Origin of the sequence: Ruminococcus sp. RTP21198st1_G1_RTP21198_201120 (genome assembly GCF_040924265.1) — a bacterium.
In the GTDB taxonomy this organism is placed as follows: domain Bacteria; phylum Bacillota; class Clostridia; order Oscillospirales; family Ruminococcaceae; genus Hominimerdicola; species Hominimerdicola aceti.
Map to the genome: position 1 here is coordinate 14,784 of NZ_JBCOMH010000011.1, position 18,252 is coordinate 33,035.

The following is an 18,252-nucleotide window of genomic DNA, read 5'->3' on the forward strand; positions in this document are numbered from 1 at the left end:
GAGATTTGTTAATTTTTTATATTTTTATAACTAATTATTTACCAAGCCTATTATAACACAATCCCGATAAAATTACAATAGCGACTAAGGAAAAGATGTTACAAAATCGTGCATGGAATTTTGTATATCTGTTTGACTTAGCTGGTTTTTGGTAGTATAATATAAGCATACACACAATGGAAAGTTAGGATAAAATGACAGATTTTCGCAATAAGTATTCAGTGCTTCAGGACTTTTTCGGGCACTCTCAGTTCAGAAACGGTCAGGAGCAGATAATAGACAGCATACTTGCAGGGCGTGACTGCCTTGGAGTTATGCCAACAGGCGCAGGCAAATCTATGTGCTATCAAATACCTGCTCTTATGTTTGACGGGATAACTATAGTTGTTTCGCCGCTCATATCCCTTATGAAAGATCAGGTGAACTCGCTGATACAATCTGGAGTGAGGGCAGCGTATCTGAACTCCTCACTGACGGCGGCACAGTATGAAATGGCTATATCAAACGCCGCCCGTGGTATGTACAAGATAATATATGTTGCACCTGAAAGGCTGATGACAGGATCGTTTCTGTCACTGGCTTCGTCGGTGAAGATATCCATGCTTGCGGTGGACGAAGCCCACTGCGTTTCTCAGTGGGGACAGGATTTCAGACCTTCCTATATGAAGATACCCGAGTTTCTTGGTAAACTTCCCTACCGTCCCATAGTCAGTGCATTCACCGCCACTGCCACCGCAGAAGTAAAAGCAGACATTATCAAAATGCTTGAACTACGTGACCCTTTCACCATAACCACAGGCTTTGACAGAAAAAATCTCTACTTTGGCGTTTCTCACCCTCATGACAAATACAGTGAAGCAGTGAGGATAGTTGAGAAATACAAGGACAACTGCGGAATAATCTACTGCTCCACAAGAAAAAATGTTGAGAGCGTGTGTGAAAAGCTCTGTGCCGACGGCTACAACGCTTCACGCTATCATGCAGGACTTTCTGATGAGGAAAGGCGTAAAAATCAAGATGATTTTATTTTTGACCGTGTCCAGGTCATGGTGGCGACCAATGCTTTCGGCATGGGAATAGACAAATCAAACGTGAGCTATGTCATACATTACAATATGCCTAAGAATATTGAAAGCTATTATCAGGAGGCAGGCAGAGCGGGACGTGACGGAAACGAAGCAAAGTGCATTTTGCTCTACAGCGGTCAGGACGTTGCGACCAACAAGTTTCTTATAAACAATTCACATGACAATCCCGACCTTGACGATGACACTCTTGAAATGATACGCAAACGTGATCTTATGCGTCTGAAAAAGATGACCGATTACTGCAACACAAACGGCTGTCTGAGAGAGTTTATCCTTGGATATTTCGGTGAGAAGCAGGACAAGCCTTGTCAGAACTGCTCAGGCTGTTTGGGTGATTTCGGAGAAACAGAAGAAGTTGACGTGTCTGTAGATTGCCAAAAAGTGCTTTCCTGCATTTATAGACTTCACCAGCGAAACCTTTCTTTTGGAGCAGGTGTCATAGCACAGATACTTAAAGGCTCAGACTCCGAAAAGGTAAAGCGTTTTGACCTTTCCACTCTTTCAACCTACGGCATAATGAAAGACTCCACGCAGGTATATATCCGCAGGCTCATAGCTTTTCTTGAAGCTGATGATTACATCACACAGACTTCACACGGGGATTTTTCTGTGCTTACACTTACCAGAAGGTCTGCAGAGATATTAATGGACAAAAAGACTATTACAATACGCCTTCCAAAGAAAAAGCCAAAGAGCGAAACGGTCACAAAGATCGGCAGGGACGAAGTTACGACATTTGACAAGGAGCTTTTCGGACGGCTCAGAGCTGTGCGGAGCAAGCTTGCGACACAGGCGAGTCTGCCTGCATATATCATTCTTACAGACGCTTCACTGCGTGATATGTGTATAAAGCTGCCTAAGACGCAGACGGAGCTTTTGAATATCTCAGGGGTGGGAAAGTCAAAGCAGGAACGTTATGGAAGATACTTTGTAGCTGAGATACAGAAATATCTCAAGGAAAATCCTGACGCTGCTTCGGGTTATAAATATATCCCAGAGGGCTATCTGCAAAAGCAAAATGCGGTTGGCGGTCAAAGCACAAAGGAATATATAATCGCCCACGCAGGTGAGCTTTCAGGCAAAGAACAGGATATGACCCTTTCAGAAGTATGCGACAGCATTTTCTATCAGCTCGGCACAGACGGCGATATAAGAAGCATAAAACTTGCCATAAAAGAATGGCTCATAGGTGAAAATTATCTTGCAAAAGACGGTGCAAACGGCAGGGGCTTTCTTGAAACTACAATACTTTCCCCTGAAGCAGGAATAATAGAGCGTGAAAAAATATCACAGCTTGGAAACAGCTACAAAACGATACTTTTTCCAAAGCAGGCGCAGGAATTTATTTTTGAGAACATAGAGGAGATACTCAGCAAAGATGTACAAAACTCATAATAAAATGCGGTTTTGCGGCTGTTTTCATTCATGCAGAAAAAAGGACGAACACAAAATGTTCGTCCTTTTATTTATCAGTTATAACCGCAGGCAAGACGTTTTTCAAACTCAGCCGCAGGCAGAGGCTTGTCAAACACAAAGCCCTGAACAGCGTCACAGCCAACTTCTCTGAGATAGTCAAGCTGCTGCTCAGTTTCAACTCCCTCGGCGATAGTTTCCTTGCCAAGCTTTTTAACCATTTTTATAATGTAATAGAACATTATAAGATCTTTATCCTTGCCCTCATAATCCTTTTCAAGAGGAATAAAGGACTTGTCTATCTTTATTACCTGCAGATCAACGTTCTTTATCATATTGAGCGATGAAAAGCCAGTACCAAAATCGTCCATAGATGTGACGATACCATTAGCTCTCAGACCATTCACAATCTCTGTGATAAGCTCAAAATTCTGATAATCCTCGCTTTCAGTAAGCTCTATTTCTATAAGCTGGTGATCAAGCTCGTATTTGTCGATCAAGGCAACTATATTGCCTATCATATTTTTTTCTTCCAGGTGCTTCCTCGAAAAATTCACTGATATCCTCAAGGGTTCAAAACCCATATCTATGCGTTTTCTCAGCCATTTGCAAACTTCTTCAAGCACATAGTAGTCAAGCTTTATTATGCTTCCGTCATTCGTAAGAAGCGGAACAAACTCCACCGGTGCTGATAACCTTCCCTTTCTATGCCAACGTACAAGGGCTTCTGCACCAAATATCTCCTTGGTTTCGATGCGTACCTTTGGCTGATAATACACCTCGAACTCACCTGCCATAAGCCCAGCCATGAAGTTTGACAGCACTCCCTGAATTTTCATCAGTTCTTGTTTTATATTTTCGGAATACTCCATTACATGGCCTGCACCAACTCGTCTTGCAGCAGAATATGCAATGCTCGCACGAGCCATTACTTCTCTTGGATATCTTATACCCACAGTTGACGAATATCCGATGGTTGCACTAAAAATAAAATCCTTTGATACTTTGCCATCGTCATACCTTATGTTCATAAAGCTGAGCATATCAATATATTCTCTGAGCGATTCGTTCTTTACAAGCATAACGAAATTATCGCCGCCAAGTCTTGTGATCATCTCACCATCTGAAAGATTTCGGTATATTGTCTTTGTATAATTACGCAAAACAACGTCGCCCTGTTCGTAATTTAATACCTTATTTACATATTTGAAGTTATGTATATTGAAAAAGATTATACTGAAATCCTCTATCCTGTTTTGCGCTATAAGCATACCGGCGTAATTTATCAAAGCGTCTAAAGTTGCTGCACCTGTTTCGATATCCGTTTTTATAACATGAGTAACAAGCTCCTGCATAATTACCCTGTTAAATTGGGTAAAAACAGTGTTTGCGATTATCTCTACGATATTCCTTTGCTCGTTATCAAAGCCATTGGAATTACCAGAATAAAAGGTCACTGTTATAAAGCCGCCTTCAAACAAAGGAAAACTTGCCTCAAAAGGCTTGTTTTCCACGTCCTTCTCTCTGTCATAAAGCACCATGAGCATATCTGCTCCATCCTCACAAAGCTTTGTTGCAGGCATTTTCACTGCAAGCTCCGCTCTGACGATGTCAAGCTTGTCTGCCACAGCAGCCACAGCACTTTTCACCTTGGCACTGCATTCGTCCATATTCTCCGAATCTTCATATATCGTTCGGAAGAAAAGCATCAAATCATTATCAAAATTCATTTTTATCCCCACTAATTTTTTATTCAATGATCACGTTCAGGAAAACGTTTTCAAAAATACCTGTACTTACCTTATTTCATTTTACTACTTTTTATAAAAAAAGTCAAGCAAGCATAGCAAAACGCCGTCATTTTCCGACGGCGTTTTATCGTCTTAGTATCTATAGCTGCTTTCACCTACAAACTCCCTTGCAAGGGAATTTACAGGCACACTTTCGAGCATCACCGGCTCTATCTCCTCAAGGGCTTTTAGCATAGGCAAAAAGCGTTCAAAATCCTTATAGCTCCTGCTCTCACGTCGCAGTGTATCCAAAAGATAGTTCTTATACAAGGCAGGCTCATAAGCGTGAAAAGTATCCACTGAAAACTCAGCCCTGTGCTTGTATGGCATTATATACTTGTTCTCGCCAGCCTCAACGCTGTCGAACATATCTAGTGTTTCCGCTGCACTTCTGCCACGGAAAAATCCGTCCCTTATAAGTCTGCGCATAAGCCTGATATAGCAAGGATGCAGAAGCTCACCGTCTTTCAATTCGAGTCTGCTTCTTACACTGACGTACATACATCTTGCATAATCTCCTGCCGCACCTGTGACCTCCGGGTTAAGGGCATGGATACCCTCAAAAACAACTATGTCGTTTTTGTTTCGTCTGAGTCTTTCTCCATCACGCCTGCATTGTTCTGAAAATTCAAACTTCGGCAGAACGACTTCCTCACCGCTGTTTATCTTTTCCATATGCTCATAAAGAAGCTTTCGGTCTATTCTGTCAGGAGATTCATAGTCAGGCTTTCCGTCCTCTCCTATAACAGCGGTGAAGCTGTCCGATGGAAGAAAATAATCGTCCATAGAGATAGTGTGGGTGTGTATCCCCCTGCTGTCAAGTATTTCCTCTATTTTCAACGCTGTTGTGGTCTTGCCCGCCCCTGACGGACCTGCCAAAAGCAATATAGGCTTCTCCTTTTGATGCTCCTCGATGCTGTCTGCAATGGCAACGAGCTTTTCATTATATTTTCTGTCGCACTCTTCAACAAAAAGCTTTTCGTCATCTCTGACCTTTCTGTTTATAGCACTGACGTGTATCTTTTTCATTGTGTGGTTTGTTCCTTTCGTATGCATCAGGCAACACCACACATAAAGCGTGCAGTGTTGCCCTGTATCTCATATTATATGTGGAGCAAAGGCTAATCGTTCCACTTCGCACAGATATTATTTATGGTATCAGTGAGCTTTGCGAGGTCTTTATTCGTAAGACCTGAGCTTTTGTTTACCAAAGCCGTCAGCCTGTCAAGAGCGCTGAGCAGACGCTGATAGTTAGGGGACGCACCTGTCTTCTTGACTATCTTTATAGGGGTCGTGTTTTTGAACTCGCCGCTTATAAGGTCAAGCTCCGCACCGCTGTATGGTGCAAAGGCGTTAAGCCCGAAATCGTTGCGCAGATGCTCCTTATACGCCTCGGCAACTGAATCCTCGCCGTGGTTGACAAAGACTTTCTTAGGCGGCTTTTCATAGCTTTTTATCCACCTGTCCAGACCGTCAACGTCAGCGTGACCGCTCACGCCTGGCAGCACCAGTATCTCAGCCCTGACAACAATTTCCTCACCGAAAAGCTTTGCAGTTTTTGCACCCTCCACAAGACTTCTTCCAAGGGTATTCATAGCCTGATAGCCCACAAAAAGTATGGTGTTTTCAGGCTTCCACAAATTGTGTTTGAGGTGGTGTTTTATTCTGCCTGCCTCACACATACCGCTTGCGGAAATTATTATCTTAGGTGTGTCGATAAAGTTTATGGCTCTTGACTCGTCACTTGTGACAGCGATATTAAGTCCGCTGAAAGTGATAGGATTTATGCCCTTGTTCACATAGGACATTGCTTCCTCGTCAAAGCATGAATTTTTGTTTTTATTGAATATCTGCGTTGCCTCGATAGCAAGTGGAGAATCCACATACACAGGAAAATCCCCATGTCCAGTCACCATATTCTCCGCCTTGATATGCCTTATAAAATACAGCAGTTCCTGTGTTCTGCCCACTGCGAATGACGGTATAACAAGGTTTCCTCCCCTATCAAAGGTCTTTTGAATGACCTCTGCAAGACTCTTTGCATAGTCCTTCGGCTTATCATGGCGACGGTTACCATATGTGGACTCCATTACAACATAATCCGCCTCCGTTATATACTGCGGATCTCTTATAAGAGGCTGGTTAAGGTTTCCTATATCTCCCGAAAATACGATCTTACGTTCTTCACCGTTCTCTTTGAGCCATATCTCGATGCTTGATGAGCCAAGCAGGTGACCTGCGTCAATAAAGCGTACCTTTATGCCCTCGGATATCTCCGTCACCTCACTGTATGGGTGTGGGCAAAGGCAAGCAATAGCCGCCTCTGCGTCTGCCATAGTATAGAGTGGCGACACCTCGCCAGTGCCCTTACGTTTGCCCTTTCTGCTTCTCCACTCAGCTTCAAACTCCTGAATATGTGCTGAATCTCTCAGCATTATCTCACATAAATTACAAGTGGCCTCAGTTGCGTGTATCTGTCCAGCAAAGCCGCCTGCCGCCAACAGTGGAAGCAGACCTGAATGATCTATATGAGCATGAGTCAGCAATACAAAATCTATATTTCCAGGAGGACAAGGTATCTTCGCATTTTCAAAATAGTCAACGCCCTGCTCCATTCCGAAATCCACCAGAAATCTCTTTCCGCAGGCTTCTATATATGTACAACTTCCCGTTACCTCATGTGTTGCACCGATAAAATTAAGTTTCATTGCCCTTATCCCCTCGTTTCGTTCATATTCTGTGACAGTATCTCTATCACACTTACATTATAGCACATTCCCAGTGTGATTTCAAGCATTTTGCATAAAAATATTTGATTATCGGCAATTATTTTGTAAAGTCTGAAAGAACGTCAAGTAATAATGAAGTAAGGAACAGCATATAGATTACTACAGAAAAATTTAATGGGGTGTGAACAATGAATGGATCCGAAAAGGAACGATGTGTGCTGCTTGGAGAATATGTTGCGGCACACAGAGCCACGGTACGCTGTGCGGCAAAGGAATTTGGCATAAGCAAATCCACTGTACATAAGGATCTGACAGAACGTCTGCCGAAAATCTCTCCTCAGCTTTTCAAAAGCGTAAAAGAGGTCCTTGAGGAAAACAAACGTGAAAGACATATAAGAGGCGGAATAGCGACCAAGCATAAATATGAACAGCAGTTCAAAAAGGCTGTAAAATGAAAAAAGGACGGTTTGAGCCGTCCTTTTTATGTTATCAGAATTTTCTTGCTTCCGCCCTTTTAGAAATAAGATCTTTCCATGCAGAGGGGTGGAAAAGTATCAGCAGAGGGAAAAGCTCCAATCTGCCTGCAAGCATATCGAACATGAAAACGAACTTTGAAAAAACAGAGAAGTTTGAAAAGTTGCCTGCTGGACCTACCTCCGCAAGACCAGGTCCCATGTTATTGATGGTTGTCAGCACAGCAGTAAAGTTTGTTACAAGATCTTTACCATCAAATGCCACCATAAAAACTGATGAAGCAAAAATTATCACGAATGTTACGATATAAACATTTATAGAACGTACTATCTCATGCTCAACCGGTTTGCCGTCAAGGTTTACCTTGCGTATGCTCTTTGGGTGTATATATGAGTGAAGCTCCTTTATCATTGTCTTGAAAAGCACGATCACTCTTGATACCTTTATACCTCCGCCCGTACTGCCTGCGCAAGCTCCTATGAACATTATAAGTACAAGCACCGTCCGGCATATCTGAGGCCACAGATTAAAGTCAGTGCTTGAAAAGCCCGTACTTGTAATGAGCGACGCCACCTGAAATACTGATTTTGTGAGTGCGTCAAAAATGCTAACACAGCGGTCGAGGATATTTGCGAATATTATAGCTGTGGCAATGAGGATTATAGCAAAATAGCACCGTACTTCCTCCATTTTGAATGCCTTTTTAAAGTGCCTGTATATAATATAATAGTATGCGTTAAAATTCACGCCAAACAGTATCATGAAAATGGCAACCACCCACTGCAAATATGGCGAATAGCTTCCTAAGCTGTCGTTCTTGACTCCAAAACCACCCGTGCCTGCCGTTCCAACGGCTGTACAAATGCTGTCAAACACAGGCATTTTGCCAATAATAAGGAAAATAAATTCCAATATGGTCATGCCAAAATAGATTATATAAAGTATCCTTGCGGTATATTTCATCTTTGGAACAAGCTTGCCCACTGATGGTCCAGGGCTTTCCGCCCTCATAAGATTTATATTTGAGCCACCGCTCAGCGGTATGATAGCAAGCAGGAAAACTAAAACTCCCATACCGCCTATCCAGTGCGTGAAACTTCGCCAAAAAAGTGCAGTATGAGAAAGCGCCTCAACATTGGTAAGGATCGAAGCACCAGTTGTTGTAAAGCCGGAAACTGTTTCAAACATAGCATCCGTGAAGCTTGGTATCTCTCCGCTTATCCAAAAAGGCATACACCCAACAAGGCTCATAACTATCCAGCTCAAAGATGTTGCTATACAACCCTCTTTGAGATAAAACACATAGTTTTTAGGCTTTTTCCAAGCCATTACCACGCCAAAAGCAAGGCACACAATGGCTGTTCCAAGATAATAAAGTCCCACGCCTTCCCCGTAAACCAGCGACACTATACAAGGCAGCAGCAAAAAGCAGGCTTCCATTCGCATAACGTTTCCTAAAATATATCGAATGATCGAGCTGTTCATATTTCCTCCGCTATTTCAGAATATCAGTGATATCGTTAAATCCCGTATGAGTAGTGACGACCATTACAGTGTCGCCCCTCTCTATAGTATCCTGACCGCTCGGGATAATGATCTTGCCGTTTCGGTTTATGAACGCCACAAGCAAATGTCTTTTTAAATCAAGAGCCTGAAGCGGTGTACCTGTGACCTCTGACTCCTGATCCACCTTGAACTCGATAGCTTCTACTCTATGATCGAACAAATGATACAGCGTTTCGATATTGCTATCTCCCGATTCGTTCTTCGCACGGACGTAGGCTATTATCGCCTCAGAGGTGATATATCTTGGATATACTACGCTTCCAAGGTCCAGTCTGCTTATAACGTCCTTGAAGTTTATCCTGTTTATCTTTGTGATAGTCTTAGCATTTGACACCTGTCTGGCATGAAGAGTGAGCAAGATATTTTCTTCGTCTATTCCCGTGAGAGCCACAAATGACTCTGCATACTCTATGCCCTCTTCCTTCAGAAGTTCCTCGTCAGTGCCATCACCGTTTATTATTATCGCCTTTGGCAAAAGCACGCTGAGATCCTCACAGCGCTGTCTGTCATTCTCGATTATCTTGACGTTGATCCCCATGCCAATAAGACGTTTTGCAAGATAATAAGCCGCCTTGCCACCGCCTATTATCATTGTGTTCTTCACCTGATTTGTCTTCACACTGATATCCTCAAAGAACGTTCTTGAAAAATTTCTTTGGGTGCAAAATGAGATAACATCATTCTTTTTCATTGTGAAATCGCCAGATGGAATATATATTTCCCCTTCTCTCTCAACAACACATATAAGCAGGCTTGTTGCCGTTTTACGGCTAAGCTCAGCGATCGTAGTGCCCACAAGAGGATTGCCCTCAGGTATCTTATACTTTATAAGCTCAGCCTGACCATTCGCAAAGGTGTTTACCTCAAGAGCTGTTGGCAGACAAAGTATTCTTGACGCTTCTCTTGAAGCCTCAAGCTCAGGATTTATGACCATTGCAAGACCAAGCTTCTCTCTTAGATAGACTATCTCCTTGCTGTAATCAGGTGTTCTTACTCTTGCTATAGCTGAACACTTTGCTACTCTCTTGGCAAGTGTACAACAAAGCAGGTTAAGCTCATCAGACTCTGTGACAGCAATTATAAGGTCGGCGTTCTCTATGCCGGCATCCTGCTGAACGCTAAAGCTTGCGCCGTTTCCTACGATGCCCATAATGTCATAAAGGCTACTGAGTTCCTGTATCTTCTTTGCATTCTTGTCGACTATCGTGATATCGTGGCCCTCTTTCACAAGCTGTTCAACAAGGGTCGTGCCTACTTTTCCGCAGCCCACAATGATAATATTCAAACCGCCTGCAGGCTTCTTTTGTTTACTCATATTTTTCCTCCAACCGAATGACATACTGCCATTCACAGCAGTTCTCTGCACTTCTTCTCTTCATTAAGCAGAGCCTGATCATCAAAAGCGTATAATTCCATATCATATAATGTATCACTATGCTGTTAATAATATGTTAAAGTATAGTAAAGATATTAATAAAATTTACGACGATTGCCTAACTCATTTTTCCAAATTAGCGATTTTAAAAAAAGTTATAAAAAAAGCACAAAAAAACTGTGCCGCCGATACATACCGACAGCACAGCTCAATTAAGAAAGAATGATTTGGAAGAATTACTCTACATTTTTGAGTGCCTCATCAAGAGGTACTTTCTTTACACGTCTTGTAAGGATAAATGCTATCACCGCATATGAAACGATACCGAGCAACGGCACTTCAACAAATATTTTTGCTGGCACATAATATGGCATCCAGCCTGAATACTGAGCGAAAGCAACTTTGAATATATACTTCAAAGTGACATTTACTATAGGAACAGTCAGCAGCATTGAGGCTATAACGACTATGGTCGTAGTCGTTATATAAAGGCTGTTTATTTCCCTGTTGTTGTAACCCAGTATCTTTGTCATAGAAATAGACTGGCTGTTCTTTTCTATTATGACCTTTGAAAGAAGATAAACAATTAGCATGAACATTATAACACCCGCTGTCGCAAACATACTTATCATAGAACCCATAGACAGTATGAGCTGTCGTGATGTTTTTGTCAGGTCGTCTTTAGTTATAGTTGTCGCAATATACAGATCGTCTATATCCTTTATCTTTGTATTGGAGAAATAACCATTAAAATACCCGTCCTCAAGTTCAAAGGTCTTTATGAAGTCGCTGTCTGTCAGATAAACTGCTATAGTTGCAGGATCGTCATAGATACCCTCTACCTTAAAATTGTATTTTTTATCTCCGTAAGACTCTTTCAGCGTCACTTCATCACCGACCTCTATGTTATACTTCTGAGCATAACCATCAGAGATAAACGCTCCGCCGTCTTTTATATCTGCATGAACGAACTTGCTGTTTTCTTTAACTCCGTAAATTGTTGCCGTTTCCTCTTTGAGCTTGTCATCGACAGTTTTAAGAGAGCCTGAACAATATTTCTCTACACCCTCTGTTTTAGTTTCAGCAGGCATTTTCAGCACATACTGATATTTGCTTATCATATTATCTTCTATTATATCCTGATAATGAAGAAGCATAGGCTTCATGCCAAGGCCAAAGAAGATGATAACATTGGCAAAAAGAATGCCAACAAACACTGTAATATAGTTAGGAATGTTTTGGAAGATGACCCTAAGTCTGAAACGCTTTAATATGCCTATCCTTGTGTTGAGCTTAAAAGCCTTTTTCTTCTGACGCTTTTTAAGATCACGCCTTAAGAATTTAAGCGGTGAAAGACTTAATTTATTTACAAGCATTACAAGGTTTATTACGAAAAGTATTATAAGAGGAACTACTGTCGTCTTTATAAACGCATCTGCGTTCCAGATCGTTTTGTATGTTGGCAGACTGTAGCTTCCATAGTACGCTTTGACTGCAAATTCCTTAAAGCAGGTGTAACCAAGTATGTTGCCTACAATGGCAGATACAAGCACGACTATCATAGGCGTTGCAAGATAATGTCTAACAAGCTCGCCCTTTGTGTAGCCTGAGGCTCTGAGCGTACCTATAACGTTTGCTTCTTTTGCAATAGTGTTTCCCGTTGTTATAGCAAAAACAAATGCGATTATGACCATAACAAGATAAAGAAAAACTGTTATCATGGTGTTATCGCCCTCGATATCGTCGCCTGTAAAATGTATCGCCTGATTTGAGTATTCCGGAATAAACTGAGTGAGCATTGAGATTCCATTTATATGCTTCATGACCTTCTCAGCCATATCCTGAGCTTCCTCGTCGTCTGCCGGGGTTTTATCATATTTCCATGAGTAGCTGTAATGAAGATCAGCCTCACCATAATCGTCAAAAAGCGTATCGGTAACGATAGCTACACCGAACTTCAAAGCGTCAAACATCATATCAGACGGATTAGAATACAGTGCGCTGTAATCTGAAAGTGCAACAAGACCTGTTATCTTAAGCTTCTTGCCGCCGACCGTCAGGCTGTCGCCGACTTTAAGTTTATTATTGTCAGCATACATTCTGTCAATAGCGATCTCGTCATCAGCAGAAGGAAGCTCACCGTCCATTATACATATCTTGTCGATATCCTTACGATTTTTGAAAAGCCTGATTGTGCTGTCAACTTCTTTTGTTTCTTTGTCAAGATAAAAATTTTCGTATACCTTTATCTTCTCCTCACCGTCCTCTATCTTCTTGATAGCATCATCATCGGCTTTTTGAAGAAGTTCAAAATTTCCGCTTTCGATATTGTATTTCTCAAAGCTTTCGTCATAAGCAACAGACATACTGCCTGCCGCAACAAGAAAGCCTGATACTATGCCTATCATCATTGTGATGAACAAAAATAGAACGATGTATTTTCCTATTTCGCCCTTAAGCTCTCTGGGCAAACGTTTGATAAGAGGGTTTTTCATGCTGACCCTCCTTACCAATCAAGCTCTGCGGCTGTGAGCTTAGTTTCATTAAGGTAATTCTTTCTTATCATACCATCTCTAAGCTTTACAACTCTGTCAGCCATTTGCTTGATAGCGTCGTTATGCGTTACCATTATGATAGTGTTGCCATACTTCTTGTTTACGTCCTCTATAAGCTTCAATATCTCCTTGGAGGTATTGTAGTCAAGCGCACCTGTAGGCTCGTCGCAGAGCAGGATATCAGGGTTCTTGACGATGGCTCTGCCAATAGCAGTTCTCTGCTGCTGACCTCCCGAAAGCTGATTAGGAAGCTTGTGACAATGCTCGTAAAGCCCAAGGGTTTTAAGCAGGTCGTCAACGTCAAGAGGGTTGTCGCTAAGATATGCGCCTACCTCGATATTCTCCTTGATATTCAGGTTAGGTATAAGGTTGTACATCTGGAAGATATAACCCAAGTGCTTTCTTCTGTAAAGGGTCAATGCCTTTTCGTTCATGTCGGCTGTTTTTTCACCATTTATTGAGATATACCCCTCGTCAGCGGCGTCAATTCCTCCTATAATGTTCAGAAGTGTTGATTTACCTGAGCCTGACGGTCCGAGAAGCACGCAAAACTCTCCTTTTTCTATTTCGATATCAATGCCCTTAAGCACTTCAACCCTGCTCTCGCCCTCGCCAAAATGCTTTTTTATGTTCTTTATTTCAAGAAACACATTCATTCCCCTTTCTAACTATTTATTTTAATAATGTATCTTTGCCGTTTTTAAACGTCATATTATACATATTTGTATGCCATAACTTACTTCGCATTGTGGTTAATTGCAACTAACTGATATATCTGATAAATCCCGCCAAAAAAGGCGGGATCTAACGATATAAATATTACTAATTTAGCCGTTTGTCGTGCTTTGCAAAGCAAAGCTTACAAGCTTGTCGAGAGCGTCATCAGATATTTGAGAAACAATAGCCACCGAGTCATTCTCGGCATTTTTTCTCTCAACGCCCACACGGTTTTCAAGAAAATCCTGAAGTATCACACTTGGAGTATAAAGCTCATTGGCTGCCTTTATGCCCTCAGATGTCAGTGTGATCTCACGGTAAGGCTCTTTGATTATATAGCCCTCGTCTATAAGCTTCTGAGTCATCTTGACGGTGCTTGCCTTTGTCACGCCCAGAACAGAAGCTACCTCTGTGGACTTGACAGGTCTGCCGTTCTGACCCAGTCTGTATATGGCAAATAAATACCTTTTCTGTGATTTAGTCAGCATTCAGATGACCTCCCCGAAGTTTATTACTGTTTTATCATGATCTGTGACAGCGAGAAGAATTTGGACAACAGCCGCAGCTGCCACCGCAAGAGCTTTTGCCCTGCTTCTTATCCTTTACGAGCTTGTAAATTATAGCTGCCACGATAGCAGCAAGAATCACTGCAACCAGAATCGTACCGCCTACTGTGTCCATAATTATCCTCCCAACTGTTTATGCAAGATCAGTGATGATATTTGCTTTTTATTATGCGTTTGCGCCTACCTTAACGTCCTTTTCAAGCTTTGTGCTTTCCTTATAAGGTCTAACGAGCATATAGATGATAAGAGCGATAAGAGCTATTGCAAAGATAAGACCGATAACATTCACATTACCAGTGAAGAGGTTGCCAAGCTGATTTACGATAAGTGCGATAACATAAGCAAAACCACACTCGTAGCCAATAGCGAACCAGAACCACTTTCTGCTGTTCATCTCACGCTTGATAGCTCCCATTGCTGCGAAACAAGGTGCGCAGAGGAGGTTGAAGATAAGGAATGACATACCTGTGATGCCAGTGAATGCAGCACCGATAGCAGAGTAAACTGAACCATCTCCGCCGCCGTAAAGGATACCCATTGTACCAACGATGTTCTCCTTAGCAACAAGACCTGTAACAGCAGCAACAGTTGCCTGCCAGTTGCCCCAGCCAAGAGGTGCGAAGATCCAGCAGATAGCCTTACCAATGTGAGCCAGGATACTGTATTCCATCTGATCTTCTGTGAGCATACCGAATGAACCGTCTACCCAACCGAAGTATGAAGTGAACCATACGAAGATAGTTGAAAGTGTGATGATAGTACCAGCCTTCTTGATGAATGACCAGCCACGCTCCCACATTGATCTGAGTACGTTGCCTACCGTAGGGATATGGTAAGCAGGAAGCTCCATAACGAATGGTGCAGGGTCTCCTGCGAACATCTTTGTCTTTTTCAGCATGATACCTGAAATAATGATAGCTGCAATACCGATGAAGTATGCGCCTGTTGCTACCCAAGCAGAGCCACCGAAGATAGCACCTGCGATCATTGCGATAAATGGTGTCTTAGCACCGCAAGGAATAAATGTTGTTGTCATGACAGTCATACGTCTGTCACGCTCGTTCTCGATAGTTCTTGAAGCCATGATACCAGGGATACCGCAACCTGTACCAATAAGGATCGGAATAAATGACTTTCCTGAAAGACCGAACTTTCTGAAGATCCTGTCCATTACGAATGCGATACGAGCCATGTAACCGCAAGCCTCAAGGATAGCAAGGAGAATGAAGAGTACGAGCATCTGTGGTACAAATCCAAGAACCGCACCAACACCGGCAACGATACCGTCAAGGATAAGACCCTTGAGCCAATCTGCGCAGTTTACTGCGTCAAGACCGCTTTCGATAAGTACAGGGATACCTGGTACCCATACGCCGTAATCCGCTGGGTCTGGATCAGCGAAGCTGTATTTCTCAGCGGCTGCAACTGCAGCTTTCAGATCAGCATACTTAGCTGTTTTTGTTGTTTCTTCAAGTGTTTCCTCGTCCTCTACTGTATAATCAGCAGTTGCGGACTTATCTACTGTAGCAAGCAGGTTGTCTGCTGTTGCCTTAGCAGCGTCAACGTCAAAGTCATCAGCTTCGTTGTCGATAGCCTCGCCGCCCTGCTGCTCGATAAATGCGTTGATTATGTCAAGCGAGCTGCCATATTCGTCAGCAGCGTCCTCAGCGTCAGAAGAACCGATACCGAACAGGTGCCAGCCGTCGCCGAAGAGTCCGTCGTTTGCCCAGTCAGTTGCGGCTGAACCTACTGTTACCATTGAGATATAGTAAACAAGGAACATGACCACTGCAAAGATAGGAAGACCGAGCCAACGGTTCGTTACGATCTTATCGATCTTATCTGATGTTGTAAGACCACCCTGATTTTTCTTTTTATAGCAATCCTTGATTATTGAAGCTATGTAAATGTATCTCTCGTTTGTGATGATACTCTCTGAGTCGTCGTCCATTTCTTTTTCAGCAGCGCAGATATCCTTTTCGATATGGGTCTTTACCTGCTCAGACATACCGAGCTGTTCGATGACCTTCTCATCTCTCTCGAATATCTTTATAGCGTACCATCTCTGCTGTTCTTCAGCAACATCATTGAGGAATGCTTCCTCAATATGAGCGATAGCGTGTTCAACAACACCGTTGAATGAATGCTGAGGTACCATTGGAACTTTTGACTCAGCAGCCTTTACTGCAAGCTCAGCAGCTTCCTTGATACCGGTGCCTTTAAGTGCGGATATCTCGCAAACCTGACAGCCAAGCTCCTTAGCAAGCTGATCTGTATTTATCTTATCGCCATTCTTTTTAACAACGTCCATCATGTTGATAGCAACAACAACAGGGATACCAAGCTCAACAAGCTGTGTTGTAAGATAAAGGTTTCTTTCGAGGTTTGTACCGTCGATGATATTGAGGATAGCGTCAGGACGCTCGCTTATAAGATAGTTTCTTGCAACTACTTCCTCAAGTGTGTAAGGTGAAAGTGAGTAGATACCAGGAAGGTCCATGATAACTACGTCCTTATGACCCTTGAGCTTACCCTCTTTCTTTTCAACTGTTACGCCCGGCCAGTTACCTACGAACTGGTTTGAACCTGTAAGAGCGTTGAAAAGAGTTGTTTTACCGCAGTTAGGGTTACCTGCGAGAGCAATTTTGATCTCCATACAATTTGATCCTTTCAGAATTTCGGCACTCTGATATATCCTCATCTTCTAAGTACACATCAGCTCTGCCGATGAAATTTTTTGCTGTTTGCCTGAACTATGTATCAGACCGTTTCGATCATCTCAGCGTCAGCCTTTCTGAGCGAAAGCTCATAGCCTCTGACCGTTACTTCAATAGGGTCACCCAAAGGCGCAACCTTTCTTACATGGACTTCAACACCCTTTGTGATGCCCATATCCATGATTCTTCTCTTTACAGCACCAGTGCCGTTGAGCTTCTTCACGGTAACTGTTGAACCGATCTTAGCTTCTTTCAATGTTGCCATAACCTGATCCTCCTAACTATACAAAATATCTTCAAACATATTTATCATGGCTTGACCGCCAAATGTTTCCTATACCATTATCTTCGCAGCCATTTCCTTTGAAACAGCTACTCTTGATTCTTTGACCTTAACGATAACGTTTCCTCCGATAGTGCTTACTACCGTTACCGTTCCACCTGCGACAAAACCCAGATTTTCAAGAAACTTTCTTGTTTCAGGTTTTCCGCCTACTTTCTTTATCATGTTTTCTTCCCCTACGTTTGCAAATGTCAGCGGCATCATTCAGACCCTCCTGTTCTTTTGTCAGTATCAAAAGTTAGATTTGTCTAACTTTTAGGCTTATTAAAAAGGTTAGCATTTTCTAACCCGTAATATAGTTTAGCATGGCTAACCGAATTTGTCAAGACTAAATGTGCCGTTTTTTCAATTTTGTAAGCTTGCACAAAATCATGAGTTAGTTAGGTATAACTTTAGTTAGTTTTCAATAACTTAATCACTGCACAAACGCAGACAGAAAAGCAAAACTGCCATTTTCCGCCTGCGTTTGCAGTTTACATTATTACATTAGAGATATATGCTTACTTAGCAAGAGCCTCGCCCAAAGCCTTGCAGCTTGCGAGAGCATCGTCGTCAGGAGTTTCGTTTACAATAAGTCCCTCGCCATTTACAAGTGTTGCACCGTCGCCCGTAACTCTATCCTGCCACTGACGCATCCACTCGCCGTCACCCCAGCCGTACGAGCCGAAGAGTGCTATCTTCTTGCCTGAGAGCTTGCCCTCGATACCTGCGAAAAATGGCTCGAACTCGCTGTCCTCAAGCTCCTCTGCACCCATTGCAGGGCATCCAAGAGCTATTGCGTCATAATCCTCAACATTGCCGCTAAACTCAGAAACTGCGAAGCACTCTGCGCCTGCACCCTCTGCAACTGCCTTTGCCATAACCTCTGTGTTGCCTGTACCGCTCCAATAAATTACTGCTGTTTTCATTATGATTACCT

The 18,252-nt window shown here is 42.6% G+C and carries 15 protein-coding genes; 2 read left to right on the plus strand and 13 right to left on the minus strand.

Going from position 1 to position 18,252, the window contains the following annotated elements:
* Positions 1 to 194: 194 nt before the first annotated feature.
* The gene (recQ, locus tag AB5627_RS08395) at positions 195 to 2,483 is read left to right on the plus strand and encodes a DNA helicase RecQ (RefSeq protein ID WP_287239791.1); all 2,289 of its coding nucleotides are present in this window, start codon (positions 195 to 197) and stop codon (positions 2,481 to 2,483) included.
* A gap of 74 nt (positions 2,484 to 2,557) precedes the next feature.
* On the opposite strand, the gene AB5627_RS08400 is transcribed toward recQ, so the two are convergent.
* The 3 genes from AB5627_RS08400 to AB5627_RS08410 all read right to left on the minus strand — a co-directional run bounded on the left by AB5627_RS08400 (position 2,558) and on the right by AB5627_RS08410 (position 6,999).
* Positions 2,558 to 4,231, minus strand: coding sequence for a bifunctional diguanylate cyclase/phosphodiesterase (locus AB5627_RS08400; RefSeq protein WP_333634998.1), 1,674 nt, complete (start codon positions 4,229 to 4,231; stop codon positions 2,558 to 2,560).
* A 153-nt stretch (positions 4,232 to 4,384) separates the two neighbouring features.
* Positions 4,385 to 5,320 (minus strand): uridine kinase, encoded by a 936-nt coding sequence (locus tag AB5627_RS08405; RefSeq protein ID WP_022288579.1) that lies wholly within the window; start codon positions 5,318 to 5,320, stop codon positions 4,385 to 4,387.
* A 92-nt stretch (positions 5,321 to 5,412) separates the two neighbouring features.
* Positions 5,413 to 6,999 (minus strand): MBL fold metallo-hydrolase RNA specificity domain-containing protein, encoded by a 1,587-nt coding sequence (locus tag AB5627_RS08410; RefSeq protein ID WP_022288580.1) that lies wholly within the window; start codon positions 6,997 to 6,999, stop codon positions 5,413 to 5,415.
* A 209-nt stretch (positions 7,000 to 7,208) separates the two neighbouring features.
* Between AB5627_RS08410 and spoIIID the strand changes: the two genes are divergently transcribed.
* Entirely contained in the window at positions 7,209 to 7,475 is a 267-nt protein-coding gene (gene spoIIID, locus AB5627_RS08415) for a sporulation transcriptional regulator SpoIIID (RefSeq protein WP_038671255.1), read from the plus strand.
* A gap of 34 nt (positions 7,476 to 7,509) precedes the next feature.
* Here spoIIID and AB5627_RS08420 read toward each other — a convergent pair whose 3' ends face one another.
* The 10 genes from AB5627_RS08420 to AB5627_RS08465 all read right to left on the minus strand — a co-directional run bounded on the left by AB5627_RS08420 (position 7,510) and on the right by AB5627_RS08465 (position 18,241).
* A complete protein-coding gene (locus AB5627_RS08420) occupies positions 7,510 to 8,979 on the minus strand; it encodes a TrkH family potassium uptake protein (protein WP_022288582.1) in 1,470 nt (489 codons plus the stop codon).
* A 10-nt stretch (positions 8,980 to 8,989) separates the two neighbouring features.
* Positions 8,990 to 10,375 (minus strand): Trk system potassium transporter TrkA, encoded by a 1,386-nt coding sequence (gene trkA, locus AB5627_RS08425; protein ID WP_022288583.1) that lies wholly within the window; start codon positions 10,373 to 10,375, stop codon positions 8,990 to 8,992.
* 296 nt (positions 10,376 to 10,671) lie between these two features.
* Positions 10,672 to 12,930: an ABC transporter permease gene (locus AB5627_RS08430; protein ID WP_368369794.1), complete on the minus strand. Its 2,259-nt coding sequence runs from the start codon at positions 12,928 to 12,930 to the stop codon at positions 10,672 to 10,674.
* An 11-nt stretch (positions 12,931 to 12,941) separates the two neighbouring features.
* Complete coding sequence (locus tag AB5627_RS08435; protein WP_368369795.1) at positions 12,942 to 13,640, minus strand: ABC transporter ATP-binding protein; 699 nt, start codon at positions 13,638 to 13,640, stop codon at positions 12,942 to 12,944.
* A gap of 177 nt (positions 13,641 to 13,817) precedes the next feature.
* Positions 13,818 to 14,195 carry a metal-dependent transcriptional regulator gene (locus AB5627_RS08440; RefSeq protein WP_022288586.1) on the minus strand — a complete coding sequence of 126 codons (378 nt, stop codon included), beginning with the start codon at positions 14,193 to 14,195 and terminating at the stop codon, positions 13,818 to 13,820.
* A 34-nt stretch (positions 14,196 to 14,229) separates the two neighbouring features.
* Positions 14,230 to 14,388, minus strand: coding sequence for a FeoB-associated Cys-rich membrane protein (locus AB5627_RS08445; RefSeq protein WP_022288587.1), 159 nt, complete (start codon positions 14,386 to 14,388; stop codon positions 14,230 to 14,232).
* Positions 14,389 to 14,439: 51 nt separating this feature from the next.
* Positions 14,440 to 16,929 (minus strand): ferrous iron transporter B, encoded by a 2,490-nt coding sequence (locus tag AB5627_RS08450; protein ID WP_022288588.1) that lies wholly within the window; start codon positions 16,927 to 16,929, stop codon positions 14,440 to 14,442.
* Between the two features lie 104 nt (positions 16,930 to 17,033).
* On the minus strand, positions 17,034 to 17,255 hold the full coding sequence (locus AB5627_RS08455) for a ferrous iron transport protein A (RefSeq protein ID WP_022288589.1): 222 nt from the start codon (positions 17,253 to 17,255) through the stop codon (positions 17,034 to 17,036).
* Positions 17,256 to 17,324: 69 nt separating this feature from the next.
* Positions 17,325 to 17,537 carry a FeoA family protein gene (locus tag AB5627_RS08460; RefSeq protein ID WP_022288590.1) on the minus strand — a complete coding sequence of 71 codons (213 nt, stop codon included), beginning with the start codon at positions 17,535 to 17,537 and terminating at the stop codon, positions 17,325 to 17,327.
* Between the two features lie 296 nt (positions 17,538 to 17,833).
* Positions 17,834 to 18,241 carry a flavodoxin gene (locus AB5627_RS08465; protein WP_022288591.1) on the minus strand — a complete coding sequence of 136 codons (408 nt, stop codon included), beginning with the start codon at positions 18,239 to 18,241 and terminating at the stop codon, positions 17,834 to 17,836.
* Positions 18,242 to 18,252 lie beyond the last annotated feature (11 nt).